Consider the following 21362-nt stretch of genomic DNA (forward strand, 5'->3'; position numbering starts at 1 on the left):
ATCTGGGAAAAATTGACAGGATTTACATGATTAACACGATTTAAGGCTTTGCCCCCCGACGATCAGTGTTCGGGTTTTTCAATCCCGTAAATCATGTTAATCCTGTCAAAATTTCTGTTTTCTCAATGACGCGATGGACGCGCTGCGCTTCGCCCATCCTGCAGGCTACGCCTCACCCTTCACGCCTTACGCCCGTCCATACGTGCGCTTCACATAGGCATCCACCAGGGCCTGGAATTCCTCGGCGATGTGATCGCCTTTCAGGGTCACGGTCTTTTCCCCGTCCTCGTAGACCGGTGCCACCGGCACCTCGCCGGTGCCGGGCAGGCTGATGCCGATGTTGGCGTGCTTGCTCTCGCCTGGGCCGTTCACCACGCAGCCCATCACCGCCACGGTCATCTCCTCCACGCCGGGATAGGTCTTGCGCCAGTTGGGCATCTGGTGGCGGATGTAGGTCTGGATGTCCTGGGCCAGTTGCTGGAAGTACTCGCTGGTGGTGCGTCCGCAGCCGGGGCAGGCCACCACCGAGGGCAGGAAGCTGCGCAGGCCCAGGCTCTGCAGGATCTCCTGGGCCACGATCACCTCCTGGGTGCGGTCGCCGCCGGGCTCGGGGGTGAGCGAGATGCGGATGGTGTCGCCGATGCCCTGCTGCAGCAGGATGGACAGGGCCGCGGTGGAGGCGACGATGCCCTTCACGCCCATGCCCGCCTCGGTGAGGCCCAGGTGCAGAGGATAGTCGCAGCGGCTGGCCAGCTCGGTGTAGACCCGGATCAGGGGCTGCACGCCGCTGACCTTGGCGGACAGCACGATGCGGTCGTGGGGCAGGCCGATGGCCTCCGCCTGGGCGGCGCTCTCCAGGGCGGAGGTGATCAGGGCCTCCCGGGTGACCTCCTCCAGTGCCAGGGGCTCGGGCCGGGCGGCGTTCTCGTCCAGGAGACGCGCCAGCAGGGCCTGGTCCAGGCTGCCCCAGTTCACGCCGATACGCACCGGCTTGTCGTAGCGGCAGGCGATCTCGATCATCTGCGCGAACTGGGTGTCGCGCTTGGCGCCACGCCCCACGTTGCCCGGGTTGATGCGCAGTTTCGCCAGGGCCTCGGCGCAGGCAGGGTGCCTGGTCAGCAGCTTGTGGCCGTTGAAGTGAAAATCCCCCACCAGGGGCACCGGGATGCCCATGGCGTCCAGGCGCTCGCGGATCTCCGGCACCGCCGCGGCCGCTTCTTCCGTGTTCACCGTGATGCGTACGACCTCCGAACCGGCCCGGGCCAGCTCCGCCACCTGCACGGCGGTGCGTACCGCGTCGGCGGTATCGGTGTTGGTCATGGACTGCACCATCACGGGGGCGTCGCCACCCACGGTGACGTTGCCCACCCGGACGGGAACGGTGCGGTGACGCTTTACGGACGATGTCTGGCTCATGGCGGCGGGTGTCGCGGGGCTTGGGAAAGGCAGGCATTCTAACGTATTTGCCGCCGGACTCGGCCAGCGACCCTGAGTGGTCCGGGGGCGGAGCCCGTGATGCGGGGCGGACCGGACAGGCGTCGGGTTTCCGGCGGGCAGGGCGTCCCGGGGACGTCAAAAGCCTGTCAGGGCAATGGCGGATATTCTCCAATCCACTGAATATATTGGGAATATTTTTCATTAATCCATTGGCACGCAGATTGCTAATCACCATTGACTCAAAGGAGCGCCTCGAAGACATGGCCAAGAAAGACGAACTCAATCTGGATGTGGGGACCCCGCCTGCCAAGGGCGGCAAGATGAAACTGATCCTGATCGTGGTCCTGGCGGTGCTGCTGGGCGGCGGCATCGCGGGTGGCGTGCTGTTCTTCCTCATGGGGGGTGAGCCCAGGGAAGTGGTCGAGGCCGGTCCGGCCGTGCTGCCGCCGCCCATCTACAAATCCCTGGAACCGGCCCTGGTGGTCAATTTCCAGGGACCGGGCCGGATCCGCTACGTGCAGGTGGGCGTGGTCATGTCCGCCCGGGATCCCAAGGTCATGGACGCGGTGGACGCGCACATGCCGGTGATCCGCAACAACCTGATCATGTTGCTGAGCGGCAAGACCTACGAGGAACTCAACACCCGCGAGGGCAAGGAACAGGCCCGCGAGGAGGTGCTCGACACCATCCGCCGCGTGCTCGAAGAGCGTACCGGCGAGGCGGGGATCGAGGCCGTCTACTTCACTTCATTCGTGATGCAGTAGGAAGCCCATGGCCCAGAGTGATCTGTTATCCCAGGAAGAGATCGATGCCCTGCTGCACGGCGTAGACAGCGGGGACGTGGAGACCGAGTCCGAACTCCAGGCCCACGACGGCGTGGCCCGGGGCTACGACTTCACCAGCCAGGACCGCATCGTGCGCGGTCGCATGCCCACCCTGGAGATGATCAACGAGCGCTTCGCGCGCCAGATGCGCATCAGCCTGTTCAACCTGCTGCGCCGCTCGGCGGAGATCTCCGTGGGCGGCATCAAGATGACCAAGTTCTCCGAGTACGTGCACACCCTGTTTGTGCCCACCAGTCTGAACATGGTCAAGATCAAGCCGCTGCGCGGCACCGCCCTGTTCGTGGTGGACCCGAAGCTGGTCTTCATACTGGTGGACAACTTCTTCGGCGGCGACGGTCGCTACCACGCCAAGATCGAGGGCCGCGAGTTCACCCCCACGGAACTGCGCGTGATCCGCATGACCCTGGACCAGGCCTTCACGGACCTGAAGAAGGCCTGGGCGCCGGTGATGGACCTCGACTTCGAGTACATCAACTCCGAGGTCAATCCCCAGTTCGCCAACATCGTCAGCCCCACCGAGGTGGTGTGCGTGTCGTCCTTCCACATCGAGCTGGACGGCGGTGGCGGCGATCTGCACGTGACCATGCCCTATTCCATGATCGAGCCCATGCGCGAACTGCTGGACGCGGGCATCCAGAGCGACCGTTCCGACGTGGACGAACGCTGGATCCGCGCCCTGCGCGACGAGGTCAAGGCGGCGGAGGTGGAGCTGTCCTCGATGCTCACCGAGACCACCCTGAGTCTTGAAGACGTCATGCGCCTGAAGCCCGGTGACATCATTCCCATCGACCTGCCCGAGCAGGTCCTGCTGCGCGCCGAGGGCATCCCGGTGCTGCGCGGCAAGTTCGGCGTCTCGGACGGGTATAACGCAATCAAGGTGACCGAGCGCATCCGGCGCGCGGACTGACATTTTACAGGCGGGAGTCAGCAGTCATGAGTGACGACAAGAAACCGGAAACCGATCAGGACGCCATGGCCGACGACTGGGCCGCCGCACTGGCGGAACAGGCCGAGACCGAGGCCAAGCCCGAGGACAAGCCCGCCAAGGGCAAGGGCGCCAAGGCCGAGAGCGATGCGGTGCAGAAGGCCAGTTTTGATTCCTTGGCCTCGGAGAGCCGCGCTCCGGCCACCCAGGAGGACGTGAACCTGGACGTGGTGCTGGACATCCCGGTGACCATCTCCATGGAGATCGGTCGGACCCGGATGCCCATCCGCAACCTGCTGCAGCTCAACCAGGGTTCCGTGGTGGAGCTGGACCGCCTGGCCGGCGAACCCCTGGACGTGTACGTCAACGGCACGCTCATCGCCCACGGCGAGGTGGTGGTGGTGAACGAGAAGTTCGGCATCCGCCTCACCGACGTGATCAGCCCCACCGAACGGGTCAAGAAGCTCAAGTAAGCCGCGATGCTGCCACGTTCCCTCCTGTCTCGTTTCTTCATCCGCCTGCTGGCGGTCTCCGTGCTTGGTCTGCCCGCCACGGCGCTCGCCGAGGGCGCAGGCTCGCCCCTGGCCGGTGGCGGCGCCGCCTACCTGGCGCAGCTGGTGGTGGGCCTGATCGTGGTGCTGGTGGCCATCGTGGTGCTGGCCTTCTTCATGCGCCGCATCACCGGCGTGCAGTCCCGCCTGGGCAGTGAGTTCCGGGTGGTGAGCGGCATTTCCCTGGGGGCCCGGGAACGCATGCTGCTGGTGCAGGTGGGTGACAAGCAGTTGCTGGTGGGCGTGGCCCCGGGACGGGTGCAGACCCTGCACGTGCTGGATGAACCCATCGCCACAGATCTGCCCAAGACCCCGGGCACCTCGGAATCCGCCTTCGCCAGCCGGCTGCGCGCCGCCCTGAACCGGGGACCGTCCTCGTGAACCTGCTCCTGTCTCTGCTGGGCGTCGCGGCCCTGTGGCTGCTCGCCGGGCCGGCGGCCGCCCAGGGCCTGGACGTGCTCAACGTGACCACCGCCCCCGACGGGGCGCAGACCTACTCGGTCACGCTGCAGATCCTGATCCTGATGACGCTGCTGAGCCTGCTGCCCTCGGCGCTCATCATGATGACCTCCTTCACCCGCATCATCATTGTGCTGGCCATCCTGCGCCAGGGCCTGGGCACCACCCAGACGCCCTCCAACCAGATCCTCATCGGCCTGGCCCTGTTCCTGACCCTGTTCGTGATGACCCCGGTGTTCGACCGCATCCACGTGGAGGCGATCCAGCCCTACATGGAGGAATCCCTGTCCATGGAGGAGGCGGTGCAGACCGCCAGCCAGCCGATCCGTCAGTTCATGCTGGCCCAGACCCGGGAATCGGATCTGGCCATGTTCGCGCGCATCAGCGGCCGCGAGGGTTTCGAGTCCCCGGAGGACGTGCCCTTCACCCTGCTGATGGCCTCGTTCCTGACCAGTGAGCTCAAGACCGCCTTCCAGATCGGCTTCATGCTGCTGATCCCGTTCCTGATCATCGACCTGGTGGTGGCCAGCGTGCTCATGTCCATGGGTATGGTGATGCTCTCGCCGCTGATCATCTCGCTGCCCTTCAAGATCATGCTGTTCGTGCTGGTGGACGGCTGGGCGCTGATCATGGGCACGCTGGCCGCCAGTTTCTTCACCTAGGAGTTTGCAGACATGACACCCGAAACGGTCGTTGACCTTGGACAGCAGGCGCTGATGGTGATCGTGCTGCTGAGCGCGCCCATGCTGCTCGCCGCCCTGGCGATCGGTCTGGCCATCGGCATGATCCAGGCCGCCACCCAGATCCAGGAGATGACCCTGTCGTTCATCCCCAAGCTGCTGGGCATGTTCGCCGCCTTGCTGATCACCGGCCACTGGATGCTGGACCTGGTGGTCGACTACACACTGCGCCTGTATGACAGCATCCCGGCGCTGATCGGCTAACTAGAGACGCGCGTTCCAAGCATGAATTTCACCACCGCTGAAATCACCGCCTGGATCGGGTCACTGCTGTGGCCCTTCCTGCGTATCAGCGCCATGCTGCTGGCCGCGCCCCTGTACGGCGCCGGGACCGTGACCGTGCGCGTGCGGCTGGCCATCGCCTTCATCCTCGCCCTGGTGGTGGCGCCGCTCATTCCGCTGCCGCCGGCGGTGGAGCCCCTGAGCCTGGCCGGGCTGGTGGTCAGCGTGCAGCAGATCCTCATCGGCCTGACCATCGGCTTCGTGCTGCAGATGGTGTTCGCCGCGCTCACCCAGGCGGGCGAGGCCATCGCCCTGTCCATGGGCCTGGGTTTCGCCTCCATGGTGGATCCCCAGTCCGGCGTGCAGGTGCCGGTGGTCTCCAGCTATTTCGTGATCATGTCCACGCTGCTGTTCCTGGCCCTCAACGGCCACGTGGCCCTGATCGAGCTGACCCTGCTGAGTTTCCAGGCCCTGCCGGTGGGCGTGGAAGGGGTCACCCGCGAAGGGCTCTGGGCCCTGGTGAGCTGGGGCAGCACCATGTTCCTGTATGCCCTGCTGGTGGCCCTGCCGGCAGTGGCCTCCATGCTGCTGGTCAACCTGTCCATGGGCGTGATCACCCGCGCCGCGCCGCAGCTCAACATCTTCGCCGTGGGCTTTCCCATGATGATCATGCTGGGTTTCATCCTGCTGCTGCTCACCACCCCGGTGCTGCTGCCCAAGTTCACGGAACTGCTGGCCAGCGGTTTCGACCTGATGGGCATCCTGACGAGGCAATAGCGCATGGCCGAGAACGACGACAGCTCGCAGGAGAAAAGCGAACAACCCACGCCCAAACGCCTGCGCGAGGCGCGGGAGAAGGGGCAGGTCGCCCGTTCCCGTGAGCTCAACACCACCCTGGTGCTGCTCGCCGGGGCCGGCGCCATGCTGGTGCTGGGCGGCGGCATGCTGTCGCGCATCCAGGAGATGGTGCGGGGCAGCTTCGTGCTGGAACGGGAGGCGATCTTCGATGCCAGCACCATGCAGGCCATGCTGATCCTGAGGATCAGCGAGAGCCTGCTCATGCTGCTGCCCCTGTTCGGCATCCTGCTGGTGGCGGCCGTGGCAGGCCCCATCGCCATGGGCGGCGGCGGGTTCTCCGGCAAGGCGATGGCACCCAAGTGGAACAAGCTCAATCCCATCGCCGGGCTCAAGCGCATCTTCTCCTGGCAGGGGCTGATGGAGTTCGGCAAGACGCTGGCCAAGTTTGCACTCATCACCGCGATCGCCGGCTCCCTGCTGTGGGGTCTGTCCGATTCGCTGCTGGGCCTCGGTTACCAGTCCCTGGAGCAGGGACTGGGCCGTGCCGCCTGGATCGTGGGCTGGACCTTCCTGCTGCTGGCCGCCTCCCTGATCCTGGTGGCGCTGGTGGACGTGCCCTTCCAGCTGTGGAATCACCAGAAACAGCTGCGCATGACCAAGCAGCAGGTCAAGGACGAGTACAAGGAGACCGAGGGCAAGCCCGAGGTCAAGAGCAGGATTCGCCAGACCCAGATGGAGATCGCCCGCCGGCGCATGATGGCGGCGGTGCCCAAGGCGGACGTGGTGGTCACCAACCCGACCCACTACGCCGTGGCCCTGCGCTACGACCAGAATGGCTCCGGGGCGCCGAAGGTGGTGGCCAAGGGCGCCGACCTGGTGGCCGCCGAGATCCGCGAACGCGCCCGCGAGGCCGGCGTGCCCCTGTTCCCGGCGCCGCCCCTGGCCCGCGCCATCTTCTACAGCACCCGCCTGGATCAGGAGATCCCGGCGGGCCTCTACGTGGCCGTGGCCCAGGTGCTTGCCTACGTCTACCAGCTCAAGGCCGCGGGACGGGCCGGGGCCCGCGCCCCGGTGCCGCCCGCCGACCTGCCCGTACCCGATGAACTGTTGCGGCGCGCGCCGCCCGGGGAGTACTGATCCATGGCTGCCTTTCTCGACAGTCTGAAGAACGTGGGGCGTGCCGGCATGGTCACGCCGTTCCTGCTCATGGCCATGCTCGCCATGATGGTGATCCCGCTGCCGCCGCTCGCGCTGGACGTGCTGTTCACCTTCAACATCGCCCTGTCCCTGGTGGTGATCCTGGTGGCCATCTACACGCCACGGCCCCTGGAATTCGCGGTGTTCCCCACGGTGCTGCTGGTGGCGACCCTGTTGCGCCTGGCCCTGAACGTGGCCTCCACCCGGGTGATCCTGCTCAACGGCCACACCGGCACCGACGCCGCCGGCAACGTGATCCAGGCCTTCGGCGACTTCGTGGTGGGCGGCAACTATGCCGTGGGTCTGGTGGTGTTCCTGATCCTGGTGATCATCAACTTCGTGGTGGTCACCAAGGGCGCCGGGCGCGTCTCCGAGGTGAGCGCCCGTTTCACCCTGGATGCCATGCCCGGCAAGCAGATGGCCATCGATGCCGACCTCAATGCCGGCATCATCACCCAGGACGAGGCCCGCAAGCGCCGCGAGGAGATCGCCCAGGAGGCGGACTTCTACGGTTCCATGGACGGTGCCAGCAAGTTCGTGCGCGGCGACGCCATCGCCGGCATCCTGATCCTGGTGATCAACATCATCGGCGGCCTGACCATCGGCACCCTGCAGCACGGCATGGCCCTGGCGGATGCCGCCACCAACTACGTGCTGCTGACCATCGGCGACGGCCTGGTGGCCCAGATCCCCTCCCTGCTGCTGTCCTCGGCCACCGCCATCATCGTCACCCGCGTGTCCGCCGCCCAGGACATGGGCAAGCAGGTCTTCCAGCAGATGTTCGCCAGCCCCCGCGCCCTGTACGTGGCGGCCGGCGTGGTGGGTTCCCTGGGCCTGGTGCCGGGCATGCCCAACCTGGTGTTCCTGTCCCTGGGCGCCCTGATGGCCGCCAGTGCCTATCTCACCGCCCAGCGCCGCGCCGCGGAGGAGGCGGCCCTGCTGGAGCCGTCCATCGAGGCGGCCGCCGCTGCGCCCAGCCCGGAGACCAAGGAGCTGTCCTGGGACGACGTGCCGCCCGTGGACCTGGTGGGCCTGGAAGTGGGCTACCGGCTCATCCCGCTGGTGGATCGCAGCCAGGGCGGCCAGCTCATGGGCCGGATCAAGGGCGTGCGCCGCAAGCTCTCCCAGGAGCTGGGTTTCCTGATCCAGCCGGTGCACATCCGCGACAACCTGGATCTGGGCCCCAACAGCTACCGTATCGCGCTCATGGGCGTCACCGTGGGCGAGGGGGAGGTGTTCCCGGACCGGGAGCTGGCCATCAACCCGGGCCGGGTGTTCGGCCAGATCGCCGGCACCCCCACCAAGGACCCCACCTTCGGCCTGGACGCCGTGTGGATCGATCCCGCCAGCCGCGAGCAGGCCCAGGGCCTGGGCTACACGGTGGTGGACGCCGGCACCGTGGTGGCCACCCACCTGTCCCAGCTGCTCAAGGAACATGCCCACGAGATGCTTGGCCACGAGGAGGTGCAGCACCTGCTCGACGTGCTGGGCAAGCACTCGCCCAAGCTGGTGGAGAACCTGGTGCCCAAGACCCTCAACCTGGGGGTGGTGCTCAAGGTGATGCAGAACCTGCTGGCCGAGCAGATCTCCGTGCGTGACATGCGCAGCATCGCCGAAACCTTGGCGGAACACGGCGCCAAGAGTCAGGATCCCGGCGTCCTGACCGCCGCCGTGCGCGTGGCCCTGTCCCGCTCCATCGTGCAAAACATCATCGGCACCGCGCCGGAGCTGCCTCTGATCGCTCTGGACCCCTCCCTGGAACAGATCTTGCAGAAGTCTTCCCAGGGCGCCGGTGGCGGCGGTCTCGGCATCGAGCCGGGTCTCGCCGAACGGCTGCAGAAGTCCATCGCCGAGGCGGCACAGCGCCAGGAGATGGCCGGCGAACCCTCGGTGGTGGTGGTCTCCCCGGACATCCGCGCCTGGATGTCCCGGTGGCTCCGCTCCGCGGTGCGCGGCCTGCACGTGCTGGCCTACACCGAGATCCCGGACAACAAGCGCATCCGGGTGGTGGCCACGGTGGGACGGGAAGGGAAGTAGGAAGGTTGAATTGGGAAGTGAGAAGTAACGGCAAATACAGCGAGCGAGGTGTGAATTGGCAGGCCGGGGATTTTTCCCACTTCCCGATTCACACTTCTCACTTCAGAAACTCGGTCGAGTGACATGCGATGAAGATCAGACGATTTTTTGCACGGGACATGCGCCAGGCCATGCGGATGGTGCGCGAGGAGCAGGGCGACGATGCGGTGATCCTCTCCAGCCGTAAGGTGGAGGGAGGCATCGAGATCGTCTCGGCGGTGGACTTCGACGAGCAACTGCTGAGCGATATGGGCCGGGAGCCGGCACCTGCTGTTGCGAAGGCCGCGCCCGAGCCGCCCCTGGCCGCGCTGCGCGAGGCGGCCCCGGAGGTGGTGGAGCCCATCATGATCCCCACCCCCGCGCCCGCATCCGAGGCACGCCCGCGCCGTGAGCCTGCCCGGGAGATCGTCTGGTCCCAGGATCCGGCCCTGGTGGCCATGCAGCAGGAGATCGAGACCCTGCGGGGCATGCTCCAGGACCAGCTGGCCAGCTTTGCCTGGAATGACCTGAAGCGTCGTGACCCACACCGCGCCCAGCTGATCAAGCGTCTCGGCGCCCTGGGTCTCGACGAGGCCCTGTCCCAGGAGATCGCCGAGGGCGTGCGCCAGATTCAGAGTCCGGAACAGGCCTGGCGCGAGGGGCTCTACGGCCTGGCCACGCGCATCCCGGTGGCCGGTGAGGCTTTGCTTGACGGGGAGGGTGTCATCGCCCTGGTGGGACCGAGCGGCGTGGGCAAGACCACCACCGTGGCCAAGCTCGCGGCCCGTCATGTGCAGCGTCACGGGCGCGGTTCCATCGCGCTGGTGACCACCGATGCCTATCGCATCGGCGCTTATCGTCAATTGCAGACCTTCGGTCAGATCCTCGGCGTGCCGGTCCATCTGGCGCAGACAGGGCGCCAGTTGGGCGATATCCTATTGGGGCTTGGCGACAAGCAACGGATCTTCGTGGATACCGCCGGCATGAGCCAGCGGGACCTGCGCCTGGCGGAGGAGATGGCCGGGCTGGCGGCCATTCCGCGTCTGCGCACGCTACTGGTGGTGGCCGCCAATGCCCAGCAGGCGGTACTGGAAGAAACCTTCCGCGCCTTCGGTCATTTGCCGCTCACCGGCGCCGTGCTCACCAAGGTGGACGAGGCCGCCAGTCTCGGACCGGTACTCTCCGCCCTGAGTCACGGCGATCTACCCCTGCTCTATGTGAGCGAAGGGCAGCGGGTACCGGAGGACCTGCAACCGGCACGGGTGCAGCGCCTGGTGAGTCGCGCGGTGTCCCTGGCCTCGGACCGACAGCAACGCGCCCGCGGGCTCCGCCCGTCCATGGCGCCCCGGAAAGTGAATCGACACGCCCATGCCCAGATACAGTGATCAGGTCAACGATCAGGCCGATGGTCTGCGCCGCATGAACGCGCCGCGTCCCGTGCAGGTGATCGCGGTGGCCAGCGGCAAGGGCGGCGTGGGCAAGACCAATGTCTCCGTAAACCTGTCCGTGGCGCTTGCCCAGGGTGGGCGCTCGGTGATGCTCATGGACGCGGACCTGGGGCTCGCCAACGTGGACGTGCTGCTGGGCCTGCAGCCCCGGGCCAACCTCTCCCACGTGCTCAAGGGAGACCTGGGCCTGGACGAGATCCTGGTGGATGGGCCCGCCGGCATCACCATCGTGCCCGCCGCCTCGGGCGTGGCGCGCATGGCCGGGCTGGATCCGGCCGAGCACGTCGGCATCATCCGCGCCTTCAGTGAGCTGAGCCGTCCGGTGGACGTGCTCATCGTGGATACCGCCGCTGGCCTGCATGATAGCGTGCTGAGCTTCTGCCGCGCCGTGCAGGAGGTGCTGGTGGTGGTCTGCGACGAGCCGGCCTCAATCACCGATGCCTACGCCCTGATCAAGGTGCTGAGCCGGGATCACGGCATCAGCCGCATGCGCGTGGTGGCCAACATGGTGCGTGGTCCCGACGAGGGCAGGCAGTTGTTCGCCAAGCTGGTGGCCGTGTGCGACCGGTTCCTGGACGTGACCCTGGACTACGCCGGGGCCATCCCCCACGACGAATACCTGCGCAAGGCCGTGCAGCGCCAGAAGGCGGTCACCGAGGCCTATCCGTCCAGCCCGGCGGCGCGCGCATTCAAGGAATTGGCCCGCAAGGCCGATACATGGCCCATACCCGCCGGTGGAAGCGGGCGCATCGAGTTCTTTGTTGAGCGGCTGGTGGGTTCGGGCTCTAATGACAGGGAGGCCCTGTCATTAACGGATTAGCCGCCATGTACTCGAGCGAACTCCTGGACCGCAACCGCCTGGTGGATGCGCATGTGCCGCTGGTCAAGCGCATTGCCTACCACCTGCTGGGTCGGCTGCCTTCCAGCGTGCAGGTGGACGACCTGATCCAGGCCGGTGTGGTGGGTCTGCTCGAGGCAGCGCAGCAGTACGACGCGACCCAGGGGGCCAGTTTCGAGACCTATGCGGGGATCCGCATCCGCGGCGCCATGCTCGACGAGGTGCGACGCTCCGACTGGACGCCGCGCTCGGTACATCGCAACGCGCGCCGGGTGAGCGAGGCCATGCGCCTGGTGGAGAACCGCCTGGGCCGCGAGGCGCAGCCGGCGGAGGTGGCCGCGGAACTGGGCGTGAGCCTGGACGAGTACCAGCACATGGTCAGCGATGCCGCCTCCTGCAAGGTGCTGAGCTTCGAGGACATCTTCGAGCCGGACTCCGAGGGCGAGGACCTGCTGCCCGGGGACGAGCCGAGCCCCTTCGAGGCCCTGCAGTCCGATGGTTTCAGGGCGGCGCTGGCCCGGGAGGTGGGCGCGCTGCCGGAGCGTGAGCGGCTGGTGATGTCGCTCTATTACGACGACGAACTCAACCTGCGTGAGATCGGCGAGGTGCTCGGTGTCAGCGAGTCCCGGGTCTGCCAGCTCCACGGCCAGGCCCTGGTGCGCCTGCGGGCGCGCATGAGCGACTGGACCGGTCATTCGAGCGAGCAGAAATGAATTATTGACCTGCGCGGCAGTGATGCCACGCGGGGCGTGAGATTGAATCACTTCAACCCCCGGTTCCCCCAGGGTCAGCCGGATGCAATCTGAATCAGGCGGAGGTCAGTGTGGACAAGAATATGAAGATCCTGATCGTGGACGATTTCTCCACGATGCGACGCATCATCAAGAATCTGCTGCGGGATCTCGGCTTCAACAACACCAGCGAGGCCGATGACGGTAGCACGGCCCTGCCCATGCTGCAGAACGGCAACTTCGACTTCCTGATCACCGACTGGAACATGCCCAACATGCCGGGCATCGACCTGCTCAAGGCCGTGCGCGCCGACGAAAAACTCAAGACCATGCCGGTGCTGCTGGTGACCGCCGAGGCCAAGCGCGAGCAGATCGTCGAGGCCGCCCAGGCCGGGGTCAACGGCTACATCATCAAGCCGTTCACCGCCGAAACCCTGCGCGAGAAGATCGAGAAGATCTTCGAACGCATCAACGCGGGGGGCTGAGCGACATGGACACGCCGGGCTTGGAGGAGAAGGCCGCCGAGATCAAGGCCCAGCAGCTGCAGAAGGCCCGTCAGCTGGTCAGCCACATCGAGGCCGGTGACGAGGAATCTGCCGCCCGGCTGATCGAGGAACTGGGCCGCATGCACGAGAGCCTGCTGTTCCAGGAGCTGGGTAGGCTGACCCGGGATCTGCATGAGGCCCTCAATGCATTCCGTCTGGACTCGCGTCTCTCCGAGCTGACCCAGACCGACATCCCGGACGCCAAGGAACGACTCAACTACGTGGTCAGCCTGACCGAGGATGCGGCACACCGCACCCTCAATGCCGTGGAAGCGAGCCTGCCCATGTCGGAGCAACTCTCCAGCCGGGCAGGCGATCTGGCCCGGCACTGGCAGCGTTTCCGTGCACGCGAGCTCTCCGCCGAGGAATTCAGGCAGCTGAGCGGGGAACTGGGCGAGTTCCTGGCCCGGGTGCACGACGATGCCGAGGCCATCCGCCGCAATCTGTCCGACGTGCTCATGGCCCAGGACTTCCAGGATCTGACCGGACAGGTGATCCGCCGTGTCATCAACCTGGTGCAGGACGTGGAGCAAAACCTGGTGGGCCTGGTGCGCATCTCCGGCGAGCGGCTCTCCACGCCGGATCAGAAAAAAATGCAGGACAAGCGCGCCGAGGATCAGAACAAGGGTATGGGTCCGGCGGTGCCGGGCACCGCCGGTGCCAGCGATGTGGTCAGCGGCCAGGACGACGTGGACGATCTGCTGTCCAGCCTGGGATTCTGAGCACGTTGCCAAGCGCATAACGAGAAGGGGTAGGGGATGAGTCTGGATAGCGATGACGAGATTCTGCAGGACTTTCTGGTGGAGGCCGGGGAACTGCTGGAAGGGCTCAGTGAGCAGCTGGTGGAACTGGAGCGCAACCCCACCGACCGTGACCTGCTCAATGCGGTGTTTCGCAGCTTCCACACCATCAAGGGCGGCGCGGGATTCCTCAATCTCACCCACCTGGTGGCGGTGTGCCACCGGGCCGAAGACGTGTTCAACGTGCTGCGCCAGGGCCAGCGCCAGGTGGATGGCGCGCTCATGGACGCCGTGCTGCAGGTGCTGGACGTGGTCAACCGCATGTTCGGCGAGATCCGCGGCGGCGTCGAGCCGGGGCCCGCGGATCCCGAGCTGCTGACGCGGCTGGAATCCATGACCGGGCCCGCGGACGCCGCGCCTGCGCCGTCTCCCGTCGCCGAGGCGCCTCCGCCCGCCCCCGAGCCTGCCCCGCCTGTGTCTGCCAGCCCTGCCGTGCCGGCCGGCGATGGCGACATCACCGACGAGGAATTCGAGGCCCTCCTGGATGCCATGCAGTCCGGTGGCAGCGCGCCCGCGCTGGCCGCAGCACCGGCCGCTTCGCACAAGAGCGACGAGATCACTGAGGACGAATTCGAGAGCCTGCTGGACGAACTGCACGGCAAGGGCAATGCGCCTGTCGAGAGCAAGGCCTCACCCCCGGCCGCAGGCAGCTCCGCGGACCCGGATCTGATCAGCGAGGATGAATTCGAGCACCTGCTGGACGAACTGCACGGCAAGGGCAAGGCACCGGTCGTGGCGTCTGCCAAGGCCGCGCCCGCCGCTGCTGCACCACCCGCCGCGAAGCCGGCTGCTGCGCCTGCCCCTGCCGCCGCCCCCGCCGCCGCCCCCGCCGCTGCGACCCCTGCGACCCAGGCACAGCCCGCCGCAGAGACCTCGGTGCGCGTGGACACCAAGCGCCTGGACGACATCATGAACCTGGTGGGCGAACTGGTGCTGGTGCGCAACCGTCTGGCCACCCTGCGTTCCAAGATGTCCGACGAGCAGGTGGCCAAGGCGGTCAGCAACCTGGACATCGTCACCGCCGACCTGCAGGCGGCGGTGATGAAGACGCGCATGCAGCCCATCAAGAAGGTGTTCGGGCGCTTCCCCCGGGTGGTGCGCGACCTGGCCCGCAGCCTCAACAAGGAGATCGATCTGGAGTTGCGCGGCGAGGAGACCGATCTGGACAAGAACCTGGTGGAGGCCCTGGCCGATCCGCTGGTGCACCTGGTGCGCAACGCCGTGGACCACGGCATCGAGTCCCCCGAGGAGCGGGTCGCCGCCGGCAAGTCCCGCACCGGACACGTGGTGCTGTCCGCCGAGCAGGAGGGCGACCACATCCTGCTGACCATCGCCGATGACGGCAAGGGCATGGATCCGGACGTGCTGCGCGCCAAGGCCGTGGAGAAGGGGCTCATGGACGAGGATGCGGCCCAGCGCATGACCGACCAGGATGCCTTCAACGTCATCTTCATGGCGGGCTTCTCCACCAAGGAGGCCATCTCCGACATCTCCGGTCGCGGCGTCGGCATGGATGTGGTGAAGACCCGTATCGCGCAATTGAACGGCACCATCGAGATCGATTCCAAAAAGGGTCAGGGCAGCACCCTGCGCATCAAGGTGCCGCTCACCCTGGCCATCCTGCCCACCCTCATGGTGGTGCTGGGCAACCAGCGTTTCGCCCTGCCGCTGGCCAATGTGAGCGAGATCTTCGACCTGGATCTGTCCCGCACCAACCACGTGGATGACCAGGAGGTGATCATGGTGCGCAACCAGGCCCTGCCGCTGTATTACCTGCGCCGCTGGCTGGCCCGCAGCGATGCGCCCAAGGTGAACCGCGAGACGCAGCACGTGGTGGTGGTGTTCGTGGGCAACCGGCGCGTGGGTTTCGTGGTGGACAGCCTGATCGGCCAGGAAGAGGTGGTGATCAAACCCCTCGGCGCCTCGCTGCACGGACTGCCGGGCTTCGCCGGTGCCACCATCACCGGCGATGGCGGCATCGCCCTGATCCTGGACGTGCCCAGCCTGCTCAAGGCCTACGCGCGGCGTTTCTGATGACTGCATCCATGCCGCGTGACGTGCACGCGACACGCGAGCGGCAACACTGAGGAGATGGTTTAGATGGCGGTACGCGCACTGGTGGTGGACGATTCGGGTTTCTTCCGACGTCGTATCGTCGAGATCCTCGATGCCGATCCGGGCATCGAGGTGGTGGGTACCGCCGCCAATGGCCAGGAGGCCATCGACGAGGCCGCCAGGCTGCGTCCCGACGTGATCGTCATGGACATCGAGATGCCGGTGATGGACGGTATCACCGCCGTGCGTCGCATCATGGCGCGCCAGCCGACCCCGATCCTGATGTTCTCCTCGCTCACCTTCGAGGGGGCCAAGGCCACCCTGGATGCCCTGGACGCCGGTGCCGCGGACTTCCTGCCCAAGCGTTTCGAGGACATCTCCCGGGATCAGCAGGAGGCACGCCAGGTGCTTTGTCGGCGGGTCCGCACCCTCGGCATGCGCCGGGTCCGTCCCGCCCCGGCAGTGCCCGGCACGGCGGCCCCGGCCGCGGCAAGAGCCGCCACCACGGCCCCAGCCGCGGGTGCCCCGCCTGCGCGCGTCGATCGCAGCCCGGTACGCATGCGGGATTTCCGCGCGGTGCTGATCGGCACCTCCACCGGCGGACCGGTGGCGCTGCAGAAGGTACTCACCGCACTGCCGGCCAATTTCCCCTTGCCCCTGCTGCTGGTGCAGCACATGCCGGCCAGCTTCACGCCGGCCTTTGCCCAGCGCCTGGATTCCCTGTGCGCCATCCGCGTCAAGGAGGCCGCCGACGGTGATGTGTTGCAGCCGGGGCTTGCCCTGCTCGCACCCGGCGGTCTGCAGATGGTGGTGGAGTCCCGGGGCGGGCAGCAGCGTGTACGCATCGTCGAGAGCGAAGCCGGCCAGCACTACCGTCCCTGCGTGGACGTGACCTTCAAGTCCGCCGCGCCGGTGTTCGGCGGCCAGGTGCTGGCGATCATCATGACCGGCATGGGCGCCGACGGCCGCGAGGGCGTGCGTGCGCTCAAGCAACTGGGCGCCAGGGTCTGGGCCCAGGACGAGGAGAGCTGCGTAGTCTACGGCATGCCCGCCGCGGTGGCCGAGGCCGGCCTGGCGGACCGTATCCTGCCCCTGTCCCAGATCGGGCCCCTGATGGCCAACGGTGTTTGATGCCTGAGTCATATCACAACGGGATGAGCCCATGGACATCCTGAGTCTCATCGGCGTGTTGCTGGCCCTGGTGGCCATCATCGGCGGCTCCATCGCCAAGGGCAGCGGTCTCGAGGCCCTGTGGAATGCTGCCGCCTTCGTCATCGTGGTGGTGGGCACCATCGCCGCGGCCCTGATGCAGACCCGGCTCAAGGTGTTCATGCACGCGCTCAAGATCTTTCCCTGGGTGTTCATGGCGCCGCGCATTGATACCGAGGCGGCGATCGAGAAGCTGGTCAACTGGAGCCAGATCGCTCGCAAGGAGGGCCTGCTGGGGCTTGAGACCCTGGCCGAGCAGGAGCCGGATGCCTTCTCCGCCAAGGGCTTGCAGTTGCTGGTGGACGGCACCGAACCGGAGGCCATCCGCAACATCCTGGAGGTGGATCTCAACACCCGCGAGCAGTTCGACCTGCAGGGTGCCAAGGTCTACGAAAGCATGGGAGTCTATGCGCCCACCCTGGGCATCATCGGCGCGGTCATGGGCCTGATGGCGGTCATGCAGAACCTGGCTGATCCGAGCCGCCTGGGCGCGGGTATCGCCGCTGCCTTCGTGGCCACCATCTACGGCATCGCCTCCGCCAACCTGTTTTTCCTGCCCGTGGGCAACAAGCTCAAGAACACGGTGCAGAGCCAGAGCGCGTACCGGGAGATGATCATCGACGGGATCATCTCCATCGCCGAGGGCGAGAATCCGCGCAACATCGAAACCAAGCTCAGGGGCTACATGCTCTGAGGCCGGATCCGATCCGGCCCCGAGTGCGACCCCGAGACTGACACGACATGTCGAGACGCAGCAGAAAGCATCACGAGGAGCACGTCAACCACGAGGCGTGGGCGATCCCCTATGGGGATCTGATCACCCTGTTGCTGGCCTTCTTCGTGGTGATGTACGCCATCTCCTCGGTGAACGAGGGCAAGTACCGGGTGCTGTCCGATTCCCTGGTCGCCGCATTCCGGGCGCCACCCAAGTCCACCGAGCCGATCCAGATCGGCGAGGTCGGCCGGCCCGCGCCAGAAATGGAGCAGCAGCAGACCCGCAGCCTCGCGCCACTTGATCTGGGTGCGGCACCCGCGCAGCCGGGCGTCATTGACCGGGGCATGGATGACCTGCTGCGCGATGCGGAACTGGACGCCGACGAACTGCAGGCCGCTGCCGAGGGCATGAGCCGGCTGGCGGACGAGATCGAGCGGGCGATGCTGCCGCTCATGGACGCGGACCTGATCCGCATGCGCCGGGACCGTTTCTGGATCGAGGTGGAGATCAACACCAGCCTGCTGTTTGCCAGCGGCAGTGCCCAGCTGTCCAGCGAGGCCGTGCCGGTGCTGCAGCGTCTGGCCACCATCCTGCGGGATTTCCCGGCGCGCATCCAGGTGGAGGGCTTCACGGACACGGTGCCCATCAACACCCCCATCTTCCCGTCCAACTGGGAACTCTCCGCCGCCCGGGCCGCCAGCGTGGTGAACCTGTTCAGCCGCAATCAGCTGGACCCGACGCGCATGGCCGCCATCGGTTACGGGGAGTATCGCCCCATCGCGGACAACGACACCGCCGAGGGACGTCGCCAGAACCGGCGCGTGAGTATCGTGGTGCTGGCCGAACGCCGGCCACGCTCGGAGCGGGCGGTCGAGGCCGACGACCTGCGCGATGATCTCAACGAGATGGTCGATCCCCAGGACCGCAACGGAGGCACACGCTGATGCGTGTCTGGGCCGTGGCCAATCAGAAAGGCGGCGTGGGCAAGACCACCACCGCGGTGAGCCTGGGTGGGCTGCTGGCCGCCCGTGGCGAGAACACCCTGCTGGTGGACCTGGATCCCCACGGATCGCTGACCGCCTATTTCGGCATGGACCCGGAGAGCGGTACCGCTGGTGTCTATGACCTGTTCCGCCAGACCACGGCCGGCAGCGTGCATCCCGAGACCCTGGTGCATGAGACCCGTTTCCCCCATCTGCACGTGATGCCCGCATCCACCGCCATGGCCACCCTGGACCGGCAGCTGGGTGGTCGCGAAGGCATGGGCCTGGTGCTGCATCGCGCCCTGACCGCGATGTCGGACCGGTTTGACACCGTGATCCTGGATTGCCCGCCCATGTTGGGCGTGCTCATGGTCAATGCCCTGGCTGCCTGCAACCGCCTGCTGATCCCCGTGCAGACCGAGACCCTGGCACTCAAGGGCCTGGAACGCATGTTGCACACCCTGGACATGATCCAGCGTTCCCGGCGCATGAAGATGGATTACCTGGTGGTACCCACCATGTTCGATCGTCGTACCCGGGCCTCGGTGCAAAGCCTGCGTAAACTTCGCGCCGAACATGCCGATACCCTCTGGGAGGGCATGGTGCCCGTGGACACCCTGTTCCGCGAGGCCAGCACGGCGGGCATCCCTTTGCCGCTGATGCAGCCCGATGCGCGGGGCGTGGAGGCCTACGACTGGCTGCTGCGTCGCCTGGAACGAGATGAAAAACAGCACAGGGCGGCCTCATGAACCCACAACGGGACCCGGTACTCCTGGACGAGCGCGAGGCGCTGATCCGCTACCTGGACAGCCTGCTTCAGGAGATCCCTGAAGCGCCCCAGGAAGCAGAGCCGCAGACGCGCACCGAAATGCCTGTGTCTCAGCCGGCTGCCGTCGCGCCTGTCAGGGAGGCGCCGCCTGTGGCAGAGGTCAGGACCGAGGTGCCTGCCCCCGTGCAGGCACCCGTCGTCGAACCTGCGCCGGCACAGGTCCCGTCGCCCGAGGCAGGCCCGCCGGAATGGGGTCGTGAACGGTTCCAGTGTCTGGGTTTGCGGCTTGCCGGCCTGACGCTGGCGGTGCCGCTGGTGAAGCTCAATGGCATCATCGAAATGCCGGAAGAGATCACGCCCATGCCCGGCCATCAGCCCTGGTTCCTGGGCCTGGTGAAGCACCTGGATCGGCAGGTCAAGGTGGTGGATATCGCCCGCATCGTGCTGCCGGAGGGACGCGAGTACGCCCCCATCGAGGCGAGGCACGTGGTGCTCATGGACGACAGCCGATGGGGTATCGCCTGCGAGGGCATCACCGAGGTGATGACCCTGGAACCGGACGCGGTGCGCTGGCGAAGCAGTCGTGGCAAGCGTCCCTGGCTGGCCGGAACGGTCATCGAACAGATGTGTGCCATACTGGACGTGGACATTCTGGCCAGGGATCTCGCCACCGGTCAGTGGAGTGTATCCGCCGCACCCGCCCAGGCACGCAGGCGCTGATACATCCGCCACCGCAGCTGGATTTTGCAACGAGACAAGCCGGGGTTCGTCCCCGATCATCCACAGGACATGAGAAGCCAGAGGACAACACGATGAAACAGGAAGCCAAGGCCAGCGCCCGGGGACCGACCGCCCAGTACGTGACCTTCCGCCTCGCGGAAGAGACCTACGCCATCAACGTGATGCAGGTGCAGGAAGTGCTGCGGGTCAGCGAGATCGCGCCGGTGCCAGGTGCTCCCCATTACGTGCTGGGCATCGTCAACCTGCGTGGCAACGTGGTGACCGTCATCGACGCCCGTCGCCGCCTGGGCCTGGAGCCCCGGGAGCCCGATGACGCTTCCCGGGTGGTGATCATCGAGGTGAGCAACCAGGTGGTGGGCATCCTGGTGGACAGTGTGGCCGAGGTCATCGAACTGGGTACTGCAGAGATCGAGCCCGCGCCCAATGTCGGCAATGATGAGAGTTCCAAGTACATCCAGGGCGTGGCCAGCCGCGACGGCGAGCTGACCATCGTGGTGGATCTCAACAAGCTGCTCTCGGAAGAAGAGTGGGCGGAGATGGCCAGTCTGTAAGCCCGGCCCGAAACCGCCCGCAGGATCCTTACAGGATCCGGGAGGTTGAATGTCATGGTGGACTTCGATCCGGTGCCCCCCGTGCACCCCAGCTGGCCCAGCCGGCCGGTACCCGAGGAGGGCGACGAGAAGGGCAGGTATCCGCGCTCACCCACACCCGAGCCCAGGGACGAGGACGAGGAACAGGCACCGGAGGAGGAGACACCCCGGCGTCCGCCTGCCGATGATTCAACCGGCCGTAACATAGACGAGTACGTATGAGCACACCCCTGATGCTGGTGGCCGTTGCGGCCCTGATTTGCGCCGCCATGGCCGCGGGTATAGCCCTGTGGGCCATGGCCCGGGTGCGCCGTCTCGGCCGCCGGGTGATGATCCAGGAGACCGCCCTGCTGTCCCTGCGCGGTGCGCTGAGCGCGGTGTGCTCCAGCGAGATGGCCACCGACCAGAGACAGGCAGAGGTGGAGCGCCGGCTCCGCCAGCTGGCCGAACAGCAGGAACAGCTGCTGCTGCGGGATCCCGACCAGGGTCCCTACCAGCATGCCATGCGCCTGGCCACCCAGGGCGCCAGCCGCGAGGAACTCATGAAGACCTGCGGCCTGACCCGCGGCGAGGCAGACCTGCTGCTTGCCCTGCATGGCGGCAGCGGAGTTGCCCGTAAGGGGTGATGCATAAGCTTTGAGTTGGTCCGATGGGCGCGCTGCGCTTCGCCCATCCTACCAAGCACTCCTCACTCCTCATTCCTCACTTC

Annotated in this window: 24 protein-coding genes; 23 read left to right on the top strand and 1 reads right to left on the bottom strand. The window is 66.5% G+C overall.

Going from position 1 to position 21362, the window contains the following annotated elements:
* Positions 1-186 precede the first annotated feature (186 nt).
* On the bottom strand, positions 187-1416 hold the full coding sequence (ispG, locus tag TGR7_RS06645) for a flavodoxin-dependent (E)-4-hydroxy-3-methylbut-2-enyl-diphosphate synthase (RefSeq protein WP_012637894.1): 1230 nt from the start codon (positions 1414-1416) through the stop codon (positions 187-189).
* Between the two features lie 281 nt (positions 1417-1697).
* Here ispG and TGR7_RS06650 point away from each other — a divergent pair, with 281 nt between their 5' ends.
* The 23 genes from TGR7_RS06650 to TGR7_RS06760 all read left to right on the top strand — a co-directional run bounded on the left by TGR7_RS06650 (position 1698) and on the right by TGR7_RS06760 (position 21279).
* Positions 1698-2201, top strand: coding sequence for a flagellar basal body-associated FliL family protein (locus TGR7_RS06650; protein ID WP_012637895.1), 504 nt, complete (start codon positions 1698-1700; stop codon positions 2199-2201).
* Between the two features lie 7 nt (positions 2202-2208).
* Positions 2209-3189 carry a flagellar motor switch protein FliM gene (gene fliM, locus TGR7_RS06655; RefSeq protein WP_012637896.1) on the top strand — a complete coding sequence of 327 codons (981 nt, stop codon included), beginning with the start codon at positions 2209-2211 and terminating at the stop codon, positions 3187-3189.
* A 26-nt stretch (positions 3190-3215) separates the two neighbouring features.
* On the top strand, positions 3216-3680 hold the full coding sequence (gene fliN / locus TGR7_RS06660) for a flagellar motor switch protein FliN (RefSeq protein WP_012637897.1): 465 nt from the start codon (positions 3216-3218) through the stop codon (positions 3678-3680).
* 6 nt (positions 3681-3686) lie between these two features.
* The gene (fliO, locus tag TGR7_RS06665; protein ID WP_012637898.1) at positions 3687-4139 is read left to right on the top strand and encodes a flagellar biosynthetic protein FliO; all 453 of its coding nucleotides are present in this window, start codon (positions 3687-3689) and stop codon (positions 4137-4139) included.
* On the top strand, positions 4136-4879 hold the full coding sequence (gene fliP / locus TGR7_RS06670) for a flagellar type III secretion system pore protein FliP (RefSeq protein ID WP_012637899.1): 744 nt from the start codon (positions 4136-4138) through the stop codon (positions 4877-4879). Before fliO ends, fliP begins: the two co-directional genes overlap by 4 nt.
* Before the next feature lie 12 nt (positions 4880-4891).
* Complete coding sequence (gene fliQ, locus TGR7_RS06675; protein ID WP_012637900.1) at positions 4892-5161, top strand: flagellar biosynthesis protein FliQ; 270 nt, start codon at positions 4892-4894, stop codon at positions 5159-5161.
* Between the two features lie 21 nt (positions 5162-5182).
* The gene (fliR, locus tag TGR7_RS06680; RefSeq protein WP_012637901.1) at positions 5183-5956 is read left to right on the top strand and encodes a flagellar biosynthetic protein FliR; all 774 of its coding nucleotides are present in this window, start codon (positions 5183-5185) and stop codon (positions 5954-5956) included.
* 3 nt (positions 5957-5959) lie between these two features.
* The gene (gene flhB, locus TGR7_RS06685; protein WP_012637902.1) at positions 5960-7114 is read left to right on the top strand and encodes a flagellar biosynthesis protein FlhB; all 1155 of its coding nucleotides are present in this window, start codon (positions 5960-5962) and stop codon (positions 7112-7114) included.
* 3 nt (positions 7115-7117) lie between these two features.
* On the top strand, positions 7118-9211 hold the full coding sequence (gene flhA / locus TGR7_RS06690; RefSeq protein WP_012637903.1) for a flagellar biosynthesis protein FlhA: 2094 nt from the start codon (positions 7118-7120) through the stop codon (positions 9209-9211).
* Positions 9212-9339: 128 nt separating this feature from the next.
* A complete protein-coding gene (gene flhF, locus TGR7_RS06695) occupies positions 9340-10614 on the top strand; it encodes a flagellar biosynthesis GTPase FlhF (protein ID WP_012637904.1) in 1275 nt (424 codons plus the stop codon).
* Positions 10598-11497: a MinD/ParA family protein gene (locus TGR7_RS06700; protein ID WP_012637905.1), complete on the top strand. Its 900-nt coding sequence runs from the start codon at positions 10598-10600 to the stop codon at positions 11495-11497. The genes flhF and TGR7_RS06700 overlap by 17 nt, the downstream gene beginning before the upstream one ends.
* 5 nt (positions 11498-11502) lie before the next feature.
* Positions 11503-12228, top strand: a complete 726-nt coding sequence (locus tag TGR7_RS06705) for an RNA polymerase sigma factor FliA (protein WP_012637906.1) — start codon at positions 11503-11505, stop codon at positions 12226-12228.
* Positions 12229-12350: 122 nt separating this feature from the next.
* The gene (gene cheY / locus TGR7_RS06710; protein WP_012637907.1) at positions 12351-12731 is read left to right on the top strand and encodes a chemotaxis response regulator CheY; all 381 of its coding nucleotides are present in this window, start codon (positions 12351-12353) and stop codon (positions 12729-12731) included.
* Between the two features lie 20 nt (positions 12732-12751).
* On the top strand, positions 12752-13513 hold the full coding sequence (locus TGR7_RS06715) for a protein phosphatase CheZ (RefSeq protein WP_041442682.1): 762 nt from the start codon (positions 12752-12754) through the stop codon (positions 13511-13513).
* A 36-nt stretch (positions 13514-13549) separates the two neighbouring features.
* On the top strand, positions 13550-15625 hold the full coding sequence (locus TGR7_RS06720) for a chemotaxis protein CheA (RefSeq protein ID WP_012637909.1): 2076 nt from the start codon (positions 13550-13552) through the stop codon (positions 15623-15625).
* A 66-nt stretch (positions 15626-15691) separates the two neighbouring features.
* On the top strand, positions 15692-16777 hold the full coding sequence (locus TGR7_RS06725; RefSeq protein ID WP_012637910.1) for a protein-glutamate methylesterase/protein-glutamine glutaminase: 1086 nt from the start codon (positions 15692-15694) through the stop codon (positions 16775-16777).
* Positions 16778-16808: 31 nt separating this feature from the next.
* Positions 16809-17549: a flagellar motor protein gene (locus TGR7_RS06730; protein ID WP_012637911.1), complete on the top strand. Its 741-nt coding sequence runs from the start codon at positions 16809-16811 to the stop codon at positions 17547-17549.
* 47 nt (positions 17550-17596) lie between these two features.
* Entirely contained in the window at positions 17597-18514 is a 918-nt protein-coding gene (gene motD, locus TGR7_RS06735) for a flagellar motor protein MotD (RefSeq protein ID WP_012637912.1), read from the top strand.
* Positions 18514-19302 carry a ParA family protein gene (locus TGR7_RS06740; RefSeq protein ID WP_012637913.1) on the top strand — a complete coding sequence of 263 codons (789 nt, stop codon included), beginning with the start codon at positions 18514-18516 and terminating at the stop codon, positions 19300-19302. The genes motD and TGR7_RS06740 overlap by 1 nt, the downstream gene beginning before the upstream one ends.
* Positions 19299-20042, top strand: coding sequence for a chemotaxis protein CheW (locus tag TGR7_RS06745; RefSeq protein ID WP_012637914.1), 744 nt, complete (start codon positions 19299-19301; stop codon positions 20040-20042). Before TGR7_RS06740 ends, TGR7_RS06745 begins: the two co-directional genes overlap by 4 nt.
* Positions 20043-20134: 92 nt before the next feature.
* Positions 20135-20614, top strand: a complete 480-nt coding sequence (locus TGR7_RS06750; RefSeq protein ID WP_012637915.1) for a chemotaxis protein CheW — start codon at positions 20135-20137, stop codon at positions 20612-20614.
* A 54-nt stretch (positions 20615-20668) separates the two neighbouring features.
* Positions 20669-20875, top strand: coding sequence for a hypothetical protein (locus TGR7_RS06755; protein WP_012637916.1), 207 nt, complete (start codon positions 20669-20671; stop codon positions 20873-20875).
* Positions 20872-21279: a DUF2802 domain-containing protein gene (locus tag TGR7_RS06760; RefSeq protein ID WP_012637917.1), complete on the top strand. Its 408-nt coding sequence runs from the start codon at positions 20872-20874 to the stop codon at positions 21277-21279. Before TGR7_RS06755 ends, TGR7_RS06760 begins: the two co-directional genes overlap by 4 nt.
* Positions 21280-21362: the final 83 nt, after the last annotated feature.

The organism is Thioalkalivibrio sulfidiphilus HL-EbGr7, assembly GCF_000021985.1.
Lineage (GTDB): Bacteria > Pseudomonadota > Gammaproteobacteria > Ectothiorhodospirales > Ectothiorhodospiraceae > Thioalkalivibrio_A > Thioalkalivibrio_A sulfidiphilus.

What these genes read in the sequence shown, in the direction of transcription:
- ispG (WP_012637894.1), bottom strand. Translation starts at nt 1,416, where the DNA reads ATGAGCCAGACATCGTCCGTAAAGCGTCACCGCACCGTTCCCGTCCGG.
- TGR7_RS06650 (WP_012637895.1), top strand. Translation starts at nt 1,698, where the DNA reads ATGGCCAAGAAAGACGAACTCAATCTGGATGTGGGGACCCCGCCTGCC.
- fliM (WP_012637896.1), top strand. Translation starts at nt 2,209, where the DNA reads ATGGCCCAGAGTGATCTGTTATCCCAGGAAGAGATCGATGCCCTGCTG.
- fliN (WP_012637897.1), top strand. Translation starts at nt 3,216, where the DNA reads ATGAGTGACGACAAGAAACCGGAAACCGATCAGGACGCCATGGCCGAC.
- fliO (WP_012637898.1), top strand. Translation starts at nt 3,687, where the DNA reads ATGCTGCCACGTTCCCTCCTGTCTCGTTTCTTCATCCGCCTGCTGGCG.
- fliQ (WP_012637900.1), top strand. Translation starts at nt 4,892, where the DNA reads ATGACACCCGAAACGGTCGTTGACCTTGGACAGCAGGCGCTGATGGTG.
- fliR (WP_012637901.1), top strand. Translation starts at nt 5,183, where the DNA reads ATGAATTTCACCACCGCTGAAATCACCGCCTGGATCGGGTCACTGCTG.
- flhB (WP_012637902.1), top strand. Translation starts at nt 5,960, where the DNA reads ATGGCCGAGAACGACGACAGCTCGCAGGAGAAAAGCGAACAACCCACG.
- flhA (WP_012637903.1), top strand. Translation starts at nt 7,118, where the DNA reads ATGGCTGCCTTTCTCGACAGTCTGAAGAACGTGGGGCGTGCCGGCATG.
- flhF (WP_012637904.1), top strand. Translation starts at nt 9,340, where the DNA reads ATGAAGATCAGACGATTTTTTGCACGGGACATGCGCCAGGCCATGCGG.
- TGR7_RS06700 (WP_012637905.1), top strand. Translation starts at nt 10,598, where the DNA reads ATGCCCAGATACAGTGATCAGGTCAACGATCAGGCCGATGGTCTGCGC.
- TGR7_RS06705 (WP_012637906.1), top strand. Translation starts at nt 11,503, where the DNA reads ATGTACTCGAGCGAACTCCTGGACCGCAACCGCCTGGTGGATGCGCAT.
- cheY (WP_012637907.1), top strand. Translation starts at nt 12,351, where the DNA reads ATGAAGATCCTGATCGTGGACGATTTCTCCACGATGCGACGCATCATC.
- TGR7_RS06720 (WP_012637909.1), top strand. Translation starts at nt 13,550, where the DNA reads ATGAGTCTGGATAGCGATGACGAGATTCTGCAGGACTTTCTGGTGGAG.
- TGR7_RS06725 (WP_012637910.1), top strand. Translation starts at nt 15,692, where the DNA reads ATGGCGGTACGCGCACTGGTGGTGGACGATTCGGGTTTCTTCCGACGT.
- TGR7_RS06730 (WP_012637911.1), top strand. Translation starts at nt 16,809, where the DNA reads ATGGACATCCTGAGTCTCATCGGCGTGTTGCTGGCCCTGGTGGCCATC.
- motD (WP_012637912.1), top strand. Translation starts at nt 17,597, where the DNA reads ATGTCGAGACGCAGCAGAAAGCATCACGAGGAGCACGTCAACCACGAG.
- TGR7_RS06740 (WP_012637913.1), top strand. Translation starts at nt 18,514, where the DNA reads ATGCGTGTCTGGGCCGTGGCCAATCAGAAAGGCGGCGTGGGCAAGACC.
- TGR7_RS06745 (WP_012637914.1), top strand. Translation starts at nt 19,299, where the DNA reads ATGAACCCACAACGGGACCCGGTACTCCTGGACGAGCGCGAGGCGCTG.
- TGR7_RS06750 (WP_012637915.1), top strand. Translation starts at nt 20,135, where the DNA reads ATGAAACAGGAAGCCAAGGCCAGCGCCCGGGGACCGACCGCCCAGTAC.
- TGR7_RS06755 (WP_012637916.1), top strand. Translation starts at nt 20,669, where the DNA reads ATGGTGGACTTCGATCCGGTGCCCCCCGTGCACCCCAGCTGGCCCAGC.
- TGR7_RS06760 (WP_012637917.1), top strand. Translation starts at nt 20,872, where the DNA reads ATGAGCACACCCCTGATGCTGGTGGCCGTTGCGGCCCTGATTTGCGCC.